A 17,019-nucleotide genomic window follows, 5' to 3' on the forward strand; every position below is an offset into this window, starting at 1 on the left:
CTTGCGCCGCTGCCGCCTCCGGGCGGCTCCGCCGCTGGCGCACCAGCGCCGGCACGAGCGCCCCGGTGGCAGCGCCTGCGACCATCGAAACCAGCTGCACGAGAGGCTGGCCCCGGCTGTAAAGTCCAAAACCGCTCATCGCTTCGGCCGGACTGCTGCCCGCGGCGGCAAGAAGACGCGGGACCGTGAAAGCATCGACAGCCCCAAGCACCGGCGCCACGATCGCGCCGAGCGCGACGGGCAGCGCCAGCACCGCAAGACGGCGAATCTCAGTCCCCATTGCAGCCAGTCTTCCAACAAGCGGCACCCGCCCCTCCGCAGCCCCTGCCAGATCCGCTTGGTCCTTTCTACCCGCAGCCCCTGCCAGATCCGCTTGGTCCCTTCTACCCGCAACACCTGCCAGATCCGCTTGGTCCCTTCTACCCGCAGCCTCTGTCAGGTCTGCTTGGTCCACTTTCCCCGCAACACCTGCCAGACCCGCTTGGTCCCTTCTACCCGCAGCCTCTGCCAGATCCGCTTGGTCCCTTCTACCCGAAGCCTCTGCCAGATCCGCTTGGTCCCTTCTACCCGCAGCCTCTGTCAGATCTGCTTGGCCCCTTCTACCCGCAGCCATCCGAATCATGAGCAGCAGGCCGGCAACACCGCCGAAGAAGGAGCCCGACATCGCACCGGCCGCCAACGAGGAATCATCCCAGCCTGCGGACCAGCCCAAATCAAGCAGCAGCAGCATGGCCGCCACGCGCACGAGCTGCTCGATCAGCTGCGACCAGGCGGTCGGCCTCATATCCCCCATTCCCTGCGTATAACCGCGCAATGCAGCCATCGCAGGCACGACCCACAGCGCCGCCGCGACCGCCCGGATCGATGCCGCTGCCGAGGAATCGCCGATCAGGTCCGCGAAAGCGGAAGCGCCGGTCCACAACATGGCGAACCCGGCCGCTCCGAGCACCGACAGCAGGAGGACGCCGGCCGCTCCCGCACGGCGCGCACCCTGCTTGTCCCCTTCTTCCAGCAGCGATGCGGTACGGATGGCGACGGCCACGGGCAGCCCGGCCGTGGCCAGCACCAGCATCAGCTGGTAGAACGGATAAACGGCATTATAAATGCCGAAAACCCGGTCGCCCGCAATATTTTGCAGCGGTATTTTCTGGAGCGTCCCGATCAGCTTGGACAGCAGCGCCGCTCCCGCGAGCAGAGCCGCACCGCCCAACGCGCCTTTCTCCCACTTCTGCTTCGGCATATCCTCTTTGTCTCCCCGCCCGATTTTCGTCGCCTCATTATACCTTATTCGCCCGAACGGGATGAAGAGGACGGCTGGCTGTCGAAAGTACGGGGGCTCAACTCCGTATGTTGGATAACCATTGGCGCATATAGTCGAACAGCAGGTGTTGAAGAGCGACGACCCAGACAGGGAGGAGACTTGTCCATGTCCAACCATCAGCCCGTATGGGAAGAGTGGCAGAAGGCCAGCCTTTACGGCATGCTGGCCGGACTTTACGAATACAGCGAGCCCGATTGGGGCCGTTATTATCGGCAGCTTCACTCCGAGGCGCTGTCCCGGCTGGCCGCGCTTGTGCGGCAGCACGGTCTTCCGTTCTCCGCCGCTCCGGCTCACGGAACTCCGGCTGCCGTGTCCGGACTTCCCGGACTCGACGGCCCGCAAGCCTGGCACCCGGCCGCGGCCTACCCCGAATCCGCGAACTACGACGCCGCCCCCGGCTGGCCCGGATACGCAGGCGCCAATTCCAATCCCAATCCCTATGGCTATCCCGCCCCGCATGGGCAGCACGGAAATGCCGTTCTGCCTTACCCGGCGGCCGCGCCGCATTGGAGTTCCGAGGAAGCCGGGCTCTCCCACTCTCTCCCAGGCTTTCCGGCTCCCTCCGGCTTCCAAGGGCTCTCCGCATCGGCGGGTTATCCGGGCAGCTACGGCTACCCCTCCCCAAGCTTCTGGCCCGCTGGCGCAGCTTCACCCATGCCCGAATGGGCCGGACCAGCCCCGCAGAAGTCCGCTGCGGCGGCTGCAGGAGGATCGCCGGCCTCTTCGGCCTCTGCTTATGGCAGTTCGACGGATAGCCCCTATATGTCGAATTCGGGGAGCCCTATTCCCAGAGAACCGCAGACCGAAGGCGGCGAGCTCCATGCCGCTCCCGACCGGCCCGATTCAGCCGATCTCCCGCCCGCTTATATCCGGCTTCTCCATGCCCATACCGGCAAGGAGAAGCTTGAATTCCACCTCGGAACGACGGTTCGGCCGCTCGATTATCTGGAGGCATCCTCCTATCTTGAAGTCCGTCCGGGCCGTTGCCCGCTCTCCATTCAGGAGGAGCAATCCCGATCCCCTGTCGCCGCAGCCGAGCTCGACTTGCGCAGCGGAGCCTGGATGACGGCGGCTGTAGCCGGCGACGGGAAGCTTCTCCTGTTCGAGGATGAGCGGGAGACGTCTGCCGACCGCGCCCGGATTCGGCTGCTCCACCTGGCTGACGGCCGAGCCCCTGCAGACCTTATGATTCGGGATGGAGGCACGCTGTTCCGGCGTGTGTCTTACGGCTCGTCTTCCTCCTACATCACGCTGAGCCCGGCCGAGCTCGAGCTCGAGCTGTGCGAGGCAGGATCGCTTCGGACGCTGCTCTCCCCGCAGTCGATCACGCTCTCTCCCGCCCAGGCCGCGACCCTTCTCTTTACGGGCGACAGCGGCTTGATCGTGCTGGCGGACGGATCTTGAACGCTTCATTCGAATGCAAAAAAACAAGCTCCCGATCGGGCGGTGGCCGAAGGAAGCTTGTCCTGCTGGATGCTACTGTTCCATTTGCTTGGCCAGGAAGCCGGCTGCGGTTTCCGACATCTTGATTTCCATCTGAGCCATTTTGACGGAATCGTCCTTGCTGAGCAGAACGACCGTGCCGATGGGATCCCCGCCGGCGATAATCGGGGCCGCCACGAAGGAAGAATAAGTTTCGGGACCGTTTTTGACGACCTCGTATTCGCCGCTTGCCGTTTCCACCGCCGTTTTGCGGTTGTCCATCGCCGTTTCCAGCAGGGGACCGACCGGCTTGTCCATATATTCCTTCTTGGAAGCTCCCGCGATGGCGATGACCGTATCCCGGTCCGTGATCAGGGTGATGTGTCCGGTGCTTTCGCTGAGCGATTCCGCATATTCCTTGGCGAAGTCGCCCAGCTCGCCGATCGGGGAGTACTTCTTGAGGATGACTTCCCCGTCGCGATCGACAAATATCTCCAGCGGGTCTCCTTCGCGGATGCGAAGCGTACGGCGGATTTCCTTCGGGATAACGACACGGCCCAGATCATCGATCCGGCGCACGATTCCAGTTGCTTTCATTGTCATGTTGCCCCACTTTCCTTGAAGAGTAGTAAAGTCGACTGGACGCTGGCGTTTGCTTCTTTTATGCGGAAACAGGAGCTGATCCTTGTCAGGCATATACCTTCGAATCTGACCATAGTATTCATCCGCTCCCAAATTCTTATGCAGGCCCGGCCGGTCCGAGCCTCCGCGGGAGCTAGGCCGGGCGGGGTTCGAAATCCCGCCTGCAGCTGTCTGAGGCCGCCCGCCTGAATTCGGCTTGCCGACTTATTTTGCCCAGTCCGGCTTCCCGTACTCCCAAATTCTCCAGCCGCCCGTCCCGCCCCAGGCGAGCAGGAGTTCTATTCAGAGCGGCGGAAAAGGGAGTGCGTACGTGCAGCTGCACTTGAGTTTCCCTTATGCCTTATGGGCTCAATCGGGTAAAGGAGCCGCCTCAAGTCTGTCCCGGCTTCTCTTCGGCAGCGCCGATTTCCAAATCATACATAGTATTACCAAGTAATTCGATGGGATGGAGAACCTCTTCCTAGCCGCATCTGCATGGGTGCTCTTCCTTTCCTTAAGGCAAAAAAACACCCGCATGCGGAAGCCGCGCGCGGGTGTAGCCATGGGTCAGAGATCCTTACTTGGAGCCGTTGTTCGCTGCCGCGTCGGAGGAATTCGTAGCCGCACCGTTCTCGGCGCCGGAGTTGGCCGCCGGGCTCGCAGCAGGGCTGGCTGCCGGGCTTGGGGACGGATCCTTGAATTCCTCCTTCTTCGTGATCAGCTTTGGAACCTCATTCTGCATGTAGTCGTTCAGCTTGGTCTGGCCGATCGTTTCCTTGATCGTCTGCTTGGAGTTTTCCAGCGTCGGCTCGTCGCGCTTCTCGACCTTGATGACGTGGTAGCCGTATTCGGTCTCCACAGGTTCGCCTACGACGCCGACCTTCTGCTCCAGGCAAGCTTTTTTGAATGCCTCTACATAGGTGGAAGGATCGGCATTGGAGTACAGGCCTCCGGTGCTGCTGGAGCCGGGATCATCGGAGTATTCCTTGGCGAGGGCATTCCAGTCCGCGCCTGCAGCTTCAAGCTTCGCCTTGGCTTCCTTGGCGCGCTTCAGAGCGTCTTCCTTGGAACGTTCCTTGCCGGCGGAATCCTGGAAGCCGACCAGGACGTGGCGCACGTCGACCTTGATCAGGCTTTGCTTGTTGTCATTGAAGTATTTCGTCACGTCTTCATCCGTAACCTTGGCTGCCATCGCTTCGGAGACGCCGATAGAGAGGCGGATGAAATCCTTCACGTCGGTCGAGGTGATGCTGTTGGTCTTGAGCTCTTCGTCGAGCTTGTCCTTCGTAACGGCTTCCTCGATCTTGCCATATTCGGTATCCGCGTCCTTGGTCGCTTTGTCCTTTGCTTCCTTGGAGGCGTCGTTATAGACGATGTGGTACCCGATATACTGGTCGAGCAGCATATTTTTGTATTCGGCCATTCCGAGGTATGGCTCCATTTGCGGGTTGATGACCTTGAGCACGTTCGTGAACGTGGTGAATTCCTTTTCCGTAACCGTGCCGCCCTTGTACTCGGCGATCGTCTTCCCGGAATCCTTGGAGCCGGATTCCCCATTGTCCTTCTTGCCGCATGCTGCCAGCGACACGGCCAGGACGGCCGCAAGAATCAGCAGCAGGCTGCGTCCCCAGGCAGGGCGCTTGCTCGAAATATGCATAACGTTCTCCTCTCGGTCTTTTCAGGCTTGTTTCCAGTGTACCAGATGTTTTCCATCTATGCCATGTAAGCGGTTTTGCGGTCTGCACGGCCGGACAAAAGTCCATTGCAACGAGCTCTTGTCTCCCGGACAGGGGACTTATTTGCCCCCTGCCGATTTCTCCAGCTGCGCCGCCGGCTTCACCGCTTCCTTCATTGACTCCAGGAAGGTCAGCGTGAGCGTCAGACGCTCCTCGCTGCCGAGTCCCTTGCCCCGCAGCGCCAGCTCCGTCACCGCGTCCTTGGCGCCGCCGCGCTTGAACCGGTTCTCGAAGTCGAGGCACAGCTTGTCAATCGCCCGGATATCGATCCGCTGCGCCACGCGTGCCGCGAACTTGAGCGTCCATTCGTCGCCCTTGCCGCTCACCGACTCGATGCCGTACAACGAGCCGTAGATTTTCAGCCTCGCCACGTCGAGCAGCGTATCCACCGCCTGCGGCAAATCGCCGAAGCGGTCGGTCAGCTCCTCGCGCAGGTCTTCGGCATCGTCCAGCGAGGACAGGGAAGCGACCTTCTTGTAGATTTCGATCTTCTGGATGCTGTCGTAAATATAATCCGAAGGCAGGTAAGCATCCAGGCTGAGGTCGATGACGGTGCTGACAGGCTTCTCCGTCTCCTCTTCCTCCCCGTACATTTCCTTCTTGCGGCGGGCGATCTCGTCGGCCAGCATCTGCGAGTACAGATCGAAGCCGACCGAGGCGATGAAGCCGTGCTGCTCCGCCCCGAGCAGGTTGCCCGCACCGCGGATGGCAAGGTCCCGCATGGCGATCTTGAAGCCGGAGCCGAGCTCCGTGAACTCCTTGATCGACTGGAGCCTCTTCTCGGCGACCTCCGTCAGCACCTTGTCGCGCTGGTAGGTAAAGTACGCGTAGGCGATCCGGTTGGAGCGGCCGACCCGTCCCCGCAGCTGGTACAGCTGGGACAGGCCCATTTTGTCCGCGTCATGGACGATGAGCGTGTTGACATTCGGAATGTCGACGCCGGTCTCGATGATGCTCGTGCTTACCAGAACATCCGACTCCCCGTCCAGGAAGTCGAGAATCGTCTTCTCCAGCTCCTGCTCCGACATCTGCCCGTGGCCCACCGCCACCCGCGCTTCCGGCACGAGCGAGGAGAGCAGCTCCGCCATCTGGTAGATGCCTTGGACCCGGTTGTACAGGTAGTACACCTGCCCGCCGCGGGCCAGCTCGCGCTCGATCGCCTCGCGTACGAGCGCCGTATTGTACTCGACGACGTACGTCTGCACCGGGAACCGGTTCTCCGGCGGCGTCTCGATGACGGACAGGTCGCGCACGCCGAGCATGGACATATGCAGCGTCCGCGGTATCGGAGTCGCCGTCAGCGTCAGCACGTCGACATTGGTCTTGAGCCGCTTGAGCTTCTCCTTATGCGACACGCCGAACCGCTGCTCCTCGTCGACGATGAGCAGTCCAAGGTCCTTGAACACGATATCCTGCGACAGCAGGCGATGCGTGCCGATGACGACGTCGACCGTTCCGGCCTTGAGCCCTTTCATCGTGTCCGTCTGCTCCTTGCGGGAGCGGAAGCGGCTGAGCACCTGAACGTTGAACGGAAAGTCGGCGAACCGCTCCCGGAACGTCTCGTAGTGCTGCTGGGCAAGGATCGTCGTCGGCACGAGCACGGCGACCTGCTTGCCTTCGATGGCGGCCTTGAAGGCGGCGCGGACCGCAACCTCGGTCTTGCCGTAGCCGACGTCGCCGCACAACAGCCGGTCCATCGGCCGCTGCAGCTCCATATCCTTCTTGATCTCGCGGATGGCGCGCAGCTGGTCGGGCGTCTCGTCGTACGGGAACATCGCCTCGAACTCGTTCTGGTAGGCCGTGTCCTGCCCGAAGCCGAAGCCCTTGGCTTCCTGGCGCTGGGCGTACAGCTTGATGAGATCGTCGGCGATATCCTTGACGGAGCTGCGGACCTTGTTCTTGACCCGTGTCCATTCGTTGCCGCCGAGCTTATAGACCTTCGGCTCCTTCTCCTCGGATCCGACGTATTTCTGGATGAGGTCGATCTGGTCGATCGGCACGGAGAGCTTGTCGCCGCCGGCATACATGATATGCATGTAGTCCTTGTGGATGCCGCCGATCTCAAGCGTTCCGATGCCCATGTATTTGCCGATGCCATGATTCTGGTGGACGACATAGTCGCCGACCTTGAGCTCCGTGTAGCTCTTGATCCGCTCGGCATTGTCGATATTCTTGTCCACGCGGCGGGTTTTGCGGGATTTCTGCGAGAACAGCTCGCCTTCCGTAATGACGACCAGATGCGAGCCCGGGAGCTCGAAGCCGCTCTGCAGGCCGCCTTCCAGTATGGCAGGCGGCTCGATGTCGTAATCGCCGAGCACCCGGCGCAGGCGCTCGATTCGCTCGCTGCCGCCGGCCAGCATGAGCACGCTCGCGCCGGCTTTTTTCCAGCGCTCCATCTCGGCCTTCAGCACGTTCATCTGCCCGTGGAAGTTTTGCATGCTGCGGCACATGAAGTTCAGGATGTTCTGCGGCTGGGTATGCGGAATCTGGCGCAGGAACAACGAAAGGAAGAGGGCCGGGAACTTGCGGTTGTGCAGCACCTCGTCCGCCTCGCGGGCCAGCTGGATGCCCGGCAGCGACTTGCCGTTCGAGAGCAGGTGAGCCTGCCACTCCGCCTCGTCGCGCTCCAGCTGGCGGCCCGTCTCGATCAGCCTCGTCGGCTCGTCGAGCACGAGCAGCGTATCCTCCGGCATATAGTCGAAGAGCGTCTGGCGCTCGGGGTAGAGCAAAGCGATGTATTTATAAAGTTCGGGGAAATGGATGTGCTGGCGCAGCCGTTCCAGCTCCGATCCGATTTCCGTGCGCAGCCGCTCCTTCGCCGTACGGTCGGTCATGCGCTCCAGCTGCTTCTCGAGCAGCTCCGCTCCATGCTGCGCGGCCGCGCCGAAGCGCCGTTCGTCCGCGATGAGCTCCTGGCACGGAGGAACGGTATAGGCGTTCATCTTGTCTATGGAACGCTGCCCTTCCGGATCGAACGAGCGGATGGAGTCGATCTCGTCGTCGAACCATTCCATCCGCACGGCGACCGGAGAGGTCAGCGGGTAGAAGTCCGCTATGCCGCCGCGGACGCTCATCTCGCCCCGGTTCTCCACGCGGTCCACGCGGACATAGCCGAGGCTGTTCATGCGCTGAAGGAACTGCTCCAGCGGCAGCGTATCCCCGACCTTGACCTCGATCTGGGCTTCCGCCATGACGCCTTTGAGCGGCAAGTAGCGGCGGACGCCGGAGAAGGGAACGACAACGATCCCGCGGAATCCTCTGGACAGCCGGATGAGCACATCCATGCGCTGGGCCAGCATCTCGGGACTCGAGACGGCTGCTTCGGCGGCGACCAGTTCGTTCGCGGGATAGAGCAGGACTTCATCGTCCTTGCAGAGCTCCTGCAGGTCCTCGGCGATTTTCTGCGCCGAGAACATATTGTGGGTCACGACCAGGATCGGCTGATCGAATTCGCGGCGCAGAGCCGCCATCAGCACCTGGCGGGAGGAGCCTGCCAAGCCTGAAATCAGCTGCTCCCTCATCCCTTTGCGGAACCCGGAGACGACCGACTGGAAGTCCCGGTCCGCGGCAAAAGCCTCAAGTAACGCTTTCAATGGCTGCGGCACCCCTTTTCATATGAAAACCGTGCGCTGCGCAGGCATAGAGCATCTGTCCCGAGGGACAGCAACAAGGCCCCATACCGCTCGGGGCCAATGAAGTCTCCGCCTTGAACACGCAAAGAAGCCTCAGCTTCAGGCCAAGGCTCTTGCTATACGCGAAGCGCGAAAATCTGCTTGTCGTCCATCTTGCTACTGCAGCGGGCTTGATACCAGCAGCAGTTCCGGATTCCGGGCGACGGCCTCGCTGCAATATTCGCAGACAATTTTTACCACCATATCGCCATCCGGGTTATACGCTATTATATCGCTGCGTTCTTCGAGGGTCAAGAAATGCAGGCCGAGCCTGTTCTCCGTAATTCCTTGCACGCTGGAGATCGAGCCGAGCGGCGTCCGGCAGTGCCTGCATTCATAATGGATTGCCATGTGGGGCCTCCTGTCCAACATATCGTTGGCTACAGTATGTCCACTTTCTGGCTTTCTAACTCCTGTCCGGCAGGGGGCAGCGATTTTCCTGCTCCATGCCGCTTTATCAGACGATACCGGGAAGGTCATCCGACCGTCGGCTTGCCGTCAGGCGTTGAACTTGCCCATCGTGTCGTCGAACGGATGGTCCAGCGCATGCTCCGCCGCATCGCATGCCTTGTCGATCATTGCCTGCACAGCATCCCGGTCTGCCTTCGGGAAGTTCGAGAGCACGTAATCGGCGATGATCATGCCGTTCGTCGGACGCGACACTCCCATGCGGATCCGGTTGAAATTCTGCGTCCCCATATGCTGGATGATGGACTTGATGCCGTTGTGCCCGCCCGGTCCTCCCTGATAGCGCAGGCGGATCTTGCCCGTCTCCGTATCCATGTCGTCATAGACGACGATGAGATCTTCCAGCTTGGCTCCAAAATAATCCATATAGGCCCGCATCGACTCGCCGGACAGGTTCATGTAGGTCATCGGCTTGATCAGGACGACCTTCTCCGCTCCGACGCGTCCTTCGCCGATCAGCGCCTTGCATTTGCTCGTATTGACCTTGATATCCCATCGCTTCGCCAGTGCGTCCACCACTTTGAAGCCGATATTGTGCCGGGTATCCTCATATTGGCTGCCTGGATTTCCCAGGCCGACGATCCATTTCATCTGCTGCCGCACCTTCCTTGTCCTGCCGCTCCTCATGGAGCGCTTCTATCCTGTCACTGTACCATAAAGACCGCTGCCGCGGCTACGAGCAGGCGGGCGCGGGCGGCAGCTTCCCTGCAGCCGTCATGGAAACGAAAAAAGCGCGCCCCCTAGGGACGCGCCATGGCTGCGGCGGGACTACTCCTCGTCCACCGCGTTGGCATCTTCGGAACGGGCAGCCGCCTTCTCGTCTTCCTTGGCCGCTTCGTCGGCTTCCTCCTCGGAAACTTCCTTCTGCGGTGCCAGGACGGCGACGACGACCTGCTCGGCATCCGACAGCCCCGTGATGTTGCCCGGCAGCTTCAAATCGCCGACAAGCAGATTCTCGCCCACTCCGAGGGACGAGATATCCGCCTCGATGGATTCGGGGATGTCGTTCGGCAGGCACTGGATCTCAAGCTCATGCAACGATACCGACAGGACGCCGCCTTCGCGGACGCCGGCGGAATCTCCCGTGAGATCGATGCGCACGGCCGTCTTGATCTCTTCATTCATATTGATCTGATGCAGATCGATATGAACCACCTTGCGGGAAAGCGCATCGCGCTGCACGTCCGTAATCATGACCGGCTGCTTGCCCGCATCCGGAATCGACAGCTCGATGATCGCGTTCGGATGGGAACGGAGCAGATGCATGATTTCCTTTTCGTCCAGGGAAATAACCGATGAAGATTCCAATTTCTTGCCATATACAACCGCAGGCACCTTTCCCTCCTTGCGGAGCTGGCGCAGGCTTCCTTTGGAAGCGTTCGTGCGGGTCTGTGCTTGCATCGTAATTGCCATAATCGATCTTCCTCCTCTATAGGTCATACACCTGTGGACATATTGTCCGACTTTCCCTAACTATACCCATCCGGGCGCTCGTTTAAACATTTCGAGGGCTTGCGGCCGATCTCCGGCCGCTTCCTGATCCGGGTGCCGCTAACTTTCCCGAGACAGCAAAACCCCCTGATCCGTTATACAGGACCAGGGGGAAGGGCAAGGGCTATTCCGTTTTGCTGCGTTCCTTCTTCGCTTTGGCTCTCGAGCGGATCTTGTCCGCATAACCGGGCTTGTTCACCTGGCGCTCGCGGGCGATGGCGAGATCTCCTCCAGGCACGTCGTGCGTGACGGTGGAGCCGGCTACGACATAGGCTCCATCTCCGATATGAACCGGAGCGATGAGATTGACGTTGCTGCCGATGAAGGCGTCGTCGCCGATGACCGTCTTCGACTTGTTGAAGCCGTCATAGTTGACCGTGATGGCGCCGCAGCCGATATTGACCCCGCGGCCTACTTCCGCATCGCCCACATAGCTCAGATGGGATACTTTGCTGTCATCTCCAAGCACGGCGTTCTTCAGCTCCACGAAGTCGCCGATCTTGCAATCCTTGCCGAGCTTGGAGCCCGGCCGCAGATTGGCGTAAGGGCCGATCGAGCTGCCGTCTCCCGCTTCGGACTGATCGATCGTGGAATAGCGGACGGTCACGCCGTCTCCGATGACGGAGTCCGCGATATCCGCCGACGGGCCGATGATGCAGTCCTCTCCGATGACTGTGGAGCCCCTCAGAACGGTGCCGGGATAGAGAATCGTATCGGCTCCGATCTTCACATCGGCTTCGATATAGGCGCTGCCCGTATCGATGACCGTGACGCCGTTCACTTGATGGCGGCGCACGATGCGCTGGCGCATGAGGCTTTCCGCTTCTCCGAGCGCAATGCGGTCGTTGATGCCGATCGCCTCGGCCAGATCGCTCGTGCAGTAGGCCTGGACCGTCTCGCCTTCCGAGACGAAAATGCCGATGACATCGGTCAGGTAGTATTCTCCCTGGGCGTTGTCGTTGGTGACGCGGGAGAGCGCGTCGAACAGCTTGCGGTTGTCGAAGCAGTACGTGCCCGTGTTGATCTCGCGGACGGCGGCTTCGGCTGGGGAGCAGTCCTTCTGCTCCACGATGCGCTCGACCGCGCCTTCGGAGCCGCGGATGACACGGCCGTAGCCGGTCGGATTAGCAAATTCGGCCGTCAGCACCGTTGCGGCCGCGCCGCTTGCCTGATGAAGCTCGATCATCGCATTCACCGTCTCGACCGTCACGAGCGGCGTATCCCCGCAGACGACGAGCGTAATGCCCTCCTCCTGCCCGAGCAGCTCCCTAGCCTGGATGACCGCATGTCCGGTGCCGAGCTGCTGCTCCTGCAGCACGAATTCGGCGCGGTCTCCCAAATAAGATTGAACGGCTGCGGCTCCGTGGCCGACGACAACGACGGTTCTGGAGCAGGACGCCTGCTCCACCGTATCTACGACATGTCCTACCATCGGCTTGCCGCATACGGGATGCAGCACCTTGTACAGCTTGGATTTCATCCGCTTGCCTTGTCCTGCCGCAAGCACAACCGCCATTACATTCACCGCTTGATTCCCTCCTGTGTTCCCCATTATGTACACTGACTATATCCCATCATAGGGCAAAAAGAAAGGGAGCCCGAGGGGCCCCCCATCCATGCATTTGTCGAAAGGCCCCTGCTGATCGAGGCCATTGAAAATATGTCGCTGCAGACGGAAATCATTCTTCCGATTCGCTGTTGTCCCCAGATTTCTCTGATTTCTGCCGCTTTAGCGGTTGAAATCCGGGGACAAAGGCGACCACATCCGTTTCTCCAGAACGATTTCGCGCCTTACGCTGCTTTTTCATTGGCGCCTACTGATTCAGGCACCTTCTTCGATTGCAACTTCTTCTTCCGTTGCTGCGCGCTCGTACTCGGCGAGTACGGCAGCTTGAATCTTCTCCCGAGTGGTGGAAGAGATCGGGTGGGCAATATCCCGGAATTCCCCATCCGGCGTACGCTTGCTTGGCATTGCGACGAACATTCCATTGTTGCCGTCAATGACGCGAATATCATGAACGACAAATTCATTATCAATGGTGATGGAAGCAATGGCCTTCATACGCCCTTCGGAATTAACGCGGCGGAGTCTGACATCGGTAATCTGCACTTGTGTTCACCACCTTTGCCTATCGAAGACTTGGTGTATAATTCCACATTTCCATGCAGATTCCTTCTTAATTCTGGGAATTGAAACCCGTTTTAAAAAATAAATTTTGGAAAAAAATATAATTCGTTACGATTCGACAGGGATCGTAGCGATCAGTTCGATTTCGACAAAAACATCCTTCGGAAGACGTGCGACTTCAACGGCCGAACGGGCCGGCTTATGCTCTCCGAAGTAGGAAGCGTAGATCTCGTTGACCGCCGCGAACTGGTTCATGTCCTTCAGGAAGACGGTCGCCTTGACCACATTGCCGAGAGACGAGCCGCCTGCTGCAAGCACGGCTTGCAGATTGCGGAATACCTGATGGGTCTGTTCCTGGATGCCGCCTTCGATCAGCGAGCCGTCCTCAAGCAGCGGAATCTGGCCCGATGTGAACAGAAGGCTGCCGAACCGGACCGCGTGGGAGTAGGGGCCGATCGCGGCAGGAGCGCCGGCGGCTGTAATCGGTTGGACATTCATGGATAGGAAGCCTCCTAGGAAGTGAAATAGTTGCCGGGAACGACGGTCGTCTGCTTCGTCTTCATGTCCACGGCCGTAAGCTTGGCCAGCGACACGTAATCCTCGAGAAGCCGCTCCTCGGTCCCGACCTCTCCGGATTCGACGAACACGCCGACGCCGGCTACGGTCGCGTTGAATTCATGCAGCAGGTCCATCATGCCCTGCACGGTGCCTCCCGCCTTCATGAAGTCGTCGATGATCAGGACGCGGGACTGCTCCTTGAGCGCGCGGCGGGCCAGCGACATCGTCTGGATCCGCTTGTTGGAGCCGGATACGTAGTTGATGCTGACGGCAGAGCCCTCCGTCACCTTGTTGTCGCGTCTGACGATGACGACGGGAAGATTGAGGCAGCTGGCGGTAGCGTAAGCGAGCGGAATCCCTTTGGTCTCTACCGTCATGACGACATCGATGCGGCGGTCCGCGAAAGCGGTCGCAAAAATACGGCCGACATCGGCGAGCAGTCCGGGCTGCCCGAGCATGTCCGTCATGTACAGATAGCCGCCTGGCAGCACACGCTCGGGAAGCTCAAGCTCGCGGCATACGCCCTGGATGATCTCCATCGCCGGCTCCTGCGGCATTCGAGGGATGTAGCGCACTCCGCCCGCCGCTCCAGCCAGAGTCTGGAGCTGGCCGATGCCTTCCTCTTCGAATACTTCCTTGATGATAGCCAGATCCTCGCTGATGGAGGATTTGGCCGATTGATATCGATCAGCAAAAGCTGTAAGAGATATTAACGTATGGGGGCGGGATAATAGATATTGGGTCATCTCGACCAGTCTTGCGCTTCGCTTTAATTTCTTCATTGGGAATCCCCCTGGCTAAATCCGAATATTATAAAGACAATATACCATCTTTATACGGATTCAATCAAGGTTGATGTCCATTCTATGTCAGCATTCTTACCACATAGACTTCCTTGCAGAATCCTCGGAGTCCATTGTAGATTCTGGCGAGCTTGGATTCCTTGGTTACGAGACCGAATACCGTCGGGCCGCTGCCCGACATCAGCACGCCGTCGGCTCCGAGGCGCTGCATGCTTTCCTTGAGCTGCGCGACTTCCGGGTACAGGGACAAGGTGACGTCCTCCAGCACATTGCCCATCTCCTCGCAGACTCTCTGGAACGATCCCGTGGAGATCGCCTCCATCATGCCGCCGAGCGAAGGATGGCTCGGCACGCTGTCGGCACGAAAACGTCCATATACGTCGGCGGTCGACACATTGATCGGAGGCTTCGCCAGCACGACCCAGCAGGAAGGCGGGTTGTCGATGCGCTGCAGGATTTCTCCGCGTCCCGTGGCGAGGGCCGTTCCTCCCGTGACGCAGAACGGCACGTCGGAGCCGAGCTCCGCTCCGAGCTTGCACAGCTCCTCGTCCGGAATGCCGAGCTTCCACAAGCGGTTCAGTCCGCGGAGCGCCGCGGCGGCATCGCTGCTTCCGCCTGCGAGTCCGGCTGCCACCGGAATCTTCTTGTCCAGATGGATATAGACGCCTTTGCGCACATCGTAGCGCTCCTTGATGAGACGCGCGGCCTGGAAGGCCAGATTCTTCTCGTCCAGAGGGATGTAGCCCGCCTGGCTGGAAATGATGATCGTGTCTCTCTGAAGCTCTTCCATTTCCAGGCGATCCGACAGGTCTACCATGGTCATGATCATTTCAACCTCGTGATAGCCGTCCGCGCGCTTGCGCAGCACGTCCAGCAGCAGGTTGATTTTGGCCGGGGCCTTCTCGTAGATTTTCATATGTCGTCACCCGTTCGTTAGATAAACTGGATTTATTATACCATCCGAACGGATAAAAGCGAAAGCGGCCCCATGCGCGGGAAACCGCGCCGGAAGCCGCTTGTTATGCTCTAGCTCTGGTTCTGGCGCGCTGCGGCCTGCTCGGCCATCTGAATGGCGCGCTTGACCATATTCCCCGCGTCCTTGGCTTTGATGCCGCCCCATCCTTCTTCCTGGACCGTGTCGTAAAAGCCAAGATCCTTGGCGAGCTCCACCTTCAGCTGTTCGGACATTATGCTGCGTCTTCTGCGGCTCATGCGTAGCCTCCTTGCCCTGCGGCTGTATTGGGCCGTCCATCGGCGACAGCCCTTCCTGTAGTATGAGAGCGGACTCCCGCTTCTATGCGGTCCCCGAAAGCAAGCATAAAAAAAGCACGACAGCCGGCAGCGGTCGCGCGAAGTTCCCCGGTTAAGCATATATGGGACGTTCAGTGAACGGGATTGATCCGTACTTGGCCTTCGTCGTTGCAGACGGTGACCTCGACGGAATCCGTCAGAATGTCCGCGTAACTATAGGACACACGCTTGAAAGCATGCTGATCCTGATCCAGCTTGACAATGAAAACAGATGGGTAGGTTTCTTCCAAAACACCGGAACGTTCAACCGTCTTGCGCCGGCCTCCGTTAGCCCGCAGCATGATCTTGGCTCCAACATGCGCTTCCATGCTGCGCTTGATCTCAGACAAAGCATTTCTAGCCATTGGCAACTACCACCTCTTTCCTTGTCCATTATAGCCCAAGGGAGGAGGCGTTGTCAAATAAACGAAAATTATATCATCGGTCTAACTTTAGTGTCAATGAAAATTTTTTGACTTCGTTTTCAAGATGAATAAGGATTTACAGCTTACGCATAATAAGGGTTTGGCTTCACATTCGTAACCGTCTGCGGCTTCGGAAGACCGACCCTGTAACGTCCCATCGTCTCGATTCCGCCCACTCCGTCGATGCCCGAAATCGTGCCGTGAATGACATCCGGCAGGTTGATCGGCTCCCGGATCGACGTGTAGCTTGCCTTGATGGCGATATAGACCGGATCGAGCGCATGGATAAGGATGCGTCCCGGCGAGCTGGCGAAATTGGCTCCGGACTGCAGCAGCGCCTCATAATGGGACTGACATGCCCCTGCGACCACGATCAGATTGTCGCGGTTCTTGTCGTACTCCCGGGCCACATGGACCGCGTTGACGAAGTTCTGGGAGTTCTTATAACTGCCTATGCTGTAGAGATCGCCTGTAGGGCGGTTCTTTAGCAGGCCGTCATGGCCGGTAATGACGACGACATCCGGCTTCACCTGCGGCAGCAGATGGTACAGCAGATCCGCCATCTGAGCTTCGCCGACATGAAGGCCTTGAGCCGGCACCTTCATCTGATTGTACAGCTGCATGCTTTTGCGCATATAGTTGGCGTCGCCGTCCAGATGCAGAACTTTGCCGGGCAGATCGAAATATGCCTGTGCGGAAGCATTGGAGTCTCCGGGACGGAAGTCCATCTCGTGATGGACGGACTGATCGATCAGCTCTTGGCTCATTCGCTGATTGGACGCCTTCACCTTGCTTCGGACCGACTTCGTGACGCCCAGCTCCTCCGGATCGGCCACCTTCGTCAGGTCGCCGAGCGGCGCGTCGGCGAGCAGACGGTAATCCGCTCCCTTCAAAATGGCGGTATCCCCGCGGACAGCTTCGATGCGGAACAATACATCCCCGCCGTAGGAGCGCCGAACGACAAAATCCCCTTGATTCATTAGGCCCATCACCTCTGCCTTATGGTATGGGCATAGGCCGCCGGAGGTGACAACGGGTTTTCGGCGCTGCGGCGCTGGCGCTGGCTCCCGGCACAAAAAGCCCTC

At 59.5% G+C, this 17,019-nt stretch carries 16 protein-coding genes; 1 reads left to right on the plus strand and 15 read right to left on the minus strand.

All coding sequences use genetic code 11. The features are described from left to right. A partial coding sequence (locus PHU01S_RS22595) for an oligosaccharide flippase family protein (protein ID WP_164763164.1) occupies positions 1 to 1,240 on the minus strand: 1,240 nt, incomplete at its 3' end. A 186-nt stretch (positions 1,241 to 1,426) separates the two neighbouring features. Here PHU01S_RS22595 and PHU01S_RS22600 point away from each other — a divergent pair. Beyond that, complete coding sequence (locus tag PHU01S_RS22600; RefSeq protein WP_127510077.1) at positions 1,427 to 2,725, plus strand: DUF4397 domain-containing protein; 1,299 nt, start codon at positions 1,427 to 1,429, stop codon at positions 2,723 to 2,725. Positions 2,726 to 2,797: 72 nt separating this feature from the next. Here PHU01S_RS22600 and spoVT read toward each other — a convergent pair whose 3' ends face one another. The 14 genes from spoVT to yabG form a co-directional block, all read right to left on the minus strand. Then, the gene (spoVT, locus tag PHU01S_RS22605; protein ID WP_048746948.1) at positions 2,798 to 3,340 is read right to left on the minus strand and encodes a stage V sporulation protein T; all 543 of its coding nucleotides are present in this window, start codon (positions 3,338 to 3,340) and stop codon (positions 2,798 to 2,800) included. Positions 3,341 to 3,941: 601 nt separating this feature from the next. Further along, positions 3,942 to 5,021, minus strand: coding sequence for a peptidylprolyl isomerase (locus PHU01S_RS22610; RefSeq protein ID WP_021878506.1), 1,080 nt, complete (start codon positions 5,019 to 5,021; stop codon positions 3,942 to 3,944). A 138-nt stretch (positions 5,022 to 5,159) separates the two neighbouring features. Then, the gene (mfd, locus tag PHU01S_RS22615; RefSeq protein WP_246029313.1) at positions 5,160 to 8,693 is read right to left on the minus strand and encodes a transcription-repair coupling factor; all 3,534 of its coding nucleotides are present in this window, start codon (positions 8,691 to 8,693) and stop codon (positions 5,160 to 5,162) included. A gap of 195 nt (positions 8,694 to 8,888) precedes the next feature. After that, entirely contained in the window at positions 8,889 to 9,122 is a 234-nt protein-coding gene (locus tag PHU01S_RS22620; protein ID WP_048749648.1) for an anti-sigma-F factor Fin family protein, read from the minus strand. Positions 9,123 to 9,269: 147 nt separating this feature from the next. Next, positions 9,270 to 9,830 (minus strand): aminoacyl-tRNA hydrolase, encoded by a 561-nt coding sequence (gene pth / locus PHU01S_RS22625; protein WP_048749650.1) that lies wholly within the window; start codon positions 9,828 to 9,830, stop codon positions 9,270 to 9,272. A gap of 177 nt (positions 9,831 to 10,007) precedes the next feature. Further along, on the minus strand, positions 10,008 to 10,652 hold the full coding sequence (locus PHU01S_RS22630; RefSeq protein WP_127510079.1) for a 50S ribosomal protein L25/general stress protein Ctc: 645 nt from the start codon (positions 10,650 to 10,652) through the stop codon (positions 10,008 to 10,010). A gap of 202 nt (positions 10,653 to 10,854) precedes the next feature. Beyond that, on the minus strand, positions 10,855 to 12,255 hold the full coding sequence (glmU, locus tag PHU01S_RS22635) for a bifunctional UDP-N-acetylglucosamine diphosphorylase/glucosamine-1-phosphate N-acetyltransferase GlmU (protein ID WP_049868626.1): 1,401 nt from the start codon (positions 12,253 to 12,255) through the stop codon (positions 10,855 to 10,857). Positions 12,256 to 12,552: 297 nt separating this feature from the next. Next, complete coding sequence (gene spoVG, locus PHU01S_RS22640; RefSeq protein ID WP_020620824.1) at positions 12,553 to 12,840, minus strand: septation regulator SpoVG; 288 nt, start codon at positions 12,838 to 12,840, stop codon at positions 12,553 to 12,555. A 126-nt stretch (positions 12,841 to 12,966) separates the two neighbouring features. Then, positions 12,967 to 13,356 carry a Rid family detoxifying hydrolase gene (locus PHU01S_RS22645; protein ID WP_076359934.1) on the minus strand — a complete coding sequence of 130 codons (390 nt, stop codon included), beginning with the start codon at positions 13,354 to 13,356 and terminating at the stop codon, positions 12,967 to 12,969. 14 nt (positions 13,357 to 13,370) lie between these two features. After that, a complete protein-coding gene (gene purR / locus PHU01S_RS22650; protein ID WP_076359932.1) occupies positions 13,371 to 14,198 on the minus strand; it encodes a pur operon repressor in 828 nt (275 codons plus the stop codon). An 82-nt stretch (positions 14,199 to 14,280) separates the two neighbouring features. Further along, positions 14,281 to 15,135: a 4-(cytidine 5'-diphospho)-2-C-methyl-D-erythritol kinase gene (ispE, locus tag PHU01S_RS22655; protein WP_076359930.1), complete on the minus strand. Its 855-nt coding sequence runs from the start codon at positions 15,133 to 15,135 to the stop codon at positions 14,281 to 14,283. 110 nt (positions 15,136 to 15,245) lie between these two features. Continuing rightward, positions 15,246 to 15,431, minus strand: coding sequence for a small, acid-soluble spore protein, alpha/beta type (locus PHU01S_RS22660; RefSeq protein WP_076359928.1), 186 nt, complete (start codon positions 15,429 to 15,431; stop codon positions 15,246 to 15,248). 170 nt (positions 15,432 to 15,601) lie between these two features. After that, the gene (veg, locus tag PHU01S_RS22665; protein ID WP_048749666.1) at positions 15,602 to 15,874 is read right to left on the minus strand and encodes a biofilm formation stimulator Veg; all 273 of its coding nucleotides are present in this window, start codon (positions 15,872 to 15,874) and stop codon (positions 15,602 to 15,604) included. 143 nt (positions 15,875 to 16,017) lie between these two features. Further along, a complete protein-coding gene (gene yabG / locus PHU01S_RS22670; protein WP_076359926.1) occupies positions 16,018 to 16,914 on the minus strand; it encodes a sporulation peptidase YabG in 897 nt (298 codons plus the stop codon). Between the last annotated feature and the right edge of the window lie 105 nt (positions 16,915 to 17,019).

Origin of the sequence: Paenibacillus humicus NBRC 102415 (assembly GCF_004000905.1) — a bacterium.
Taxonomy (GTDB): domain Bacteria; phylum Bacillota; class Bacilli; order Paenibacillales; family Paenibacillaceae; genus Paenibacillus_O; species Paenibacillus_O humicus.

Bases quoted from the DNA above. Each gene is read 5' to 3' on its own strand.
- PHU01S_RS22610 (WP_021878506.1), bottom strand. From the start codon at position 5,021: ATGCATATTTCGAGCAAGCGCCCTGCCTGGGGACGCAGCCTGCTGCTG.
- ispE (WP_076359930.1), bottom strand. From the start codon at position 15,135: ATGAAAATCTACGAGAAGGCCCCGGCCAAAATCAACCTGCTGCTGGAC.
- veg (WP_048749666.1), bottom strand. From the start codon at position 15,874: ATGGCTAGAAATGCTTTGTCTGAGATCAAGCGCAGCATGGAAGCGCAT.
- purR (WP_076359932.1), bottom strand. From the start codon at position 14,198: ATGAAGAAATTAAAGCGAAGCGCAAGACTGGTCGAGATGACCCAATAT.
- pth (WP_048749650.1), bottom strand. From the start codon at position 9,830: ATGAAATGGATCGTCGGCCTGGGAAATCCAGGCAGCCAATATGAGGAT.
- PHU01S_RS22630 (WP_127510079.1), bottom strand. From the start codon at position 10,652: ATGGCAATTACGATGCAAGCACAGACCCGCACGAACGCTTCCAAAGGA.
- yabG (WP_076359926.1), bottom strand. From the start codon at position 16,914: ATGAATCAAGGGGATTTTGTCGTTCGGCGCTCCTACGGCGGGGATGTA.
- PHU01S_RS22620 (WP_048749648.1), bottom strand. From the start codon at position 9,122: ATGGCAATCCATTATGAATGCAGGCACTGCCGGACGCCGCTCGGCTCG.
- spoVT (WP_048746948.1), bottom strand. From the start codon at position 3,340: ATGAAAGCAACTGGAATCGTGCGCCGGATCGATGATCTGGGCCGTGTC.
- PHU01S_RS22600 (WP_127510077.1), top strand. From the start codon at position 1,427: ATGTCCAACCATCAGCCCGTATGGGAAGAGTGGCAGAAGGCCAGCCTT.
- PHU01S_RS22660 (WP_076359928.1), bottom strand. From the start codon at position 15,431: ATGAGCCGCAGAAGACGCAGCATAATGTCCGAACAGCTGAAGGTGGAG.
- PHU01S_RS22645 (WP_076359934.1), bottom strand. From the start codon at position 13,356: ATGAATGTCCAACCGATTACAGCCGCCGGCGCTCCTGCCGCGATCGGC.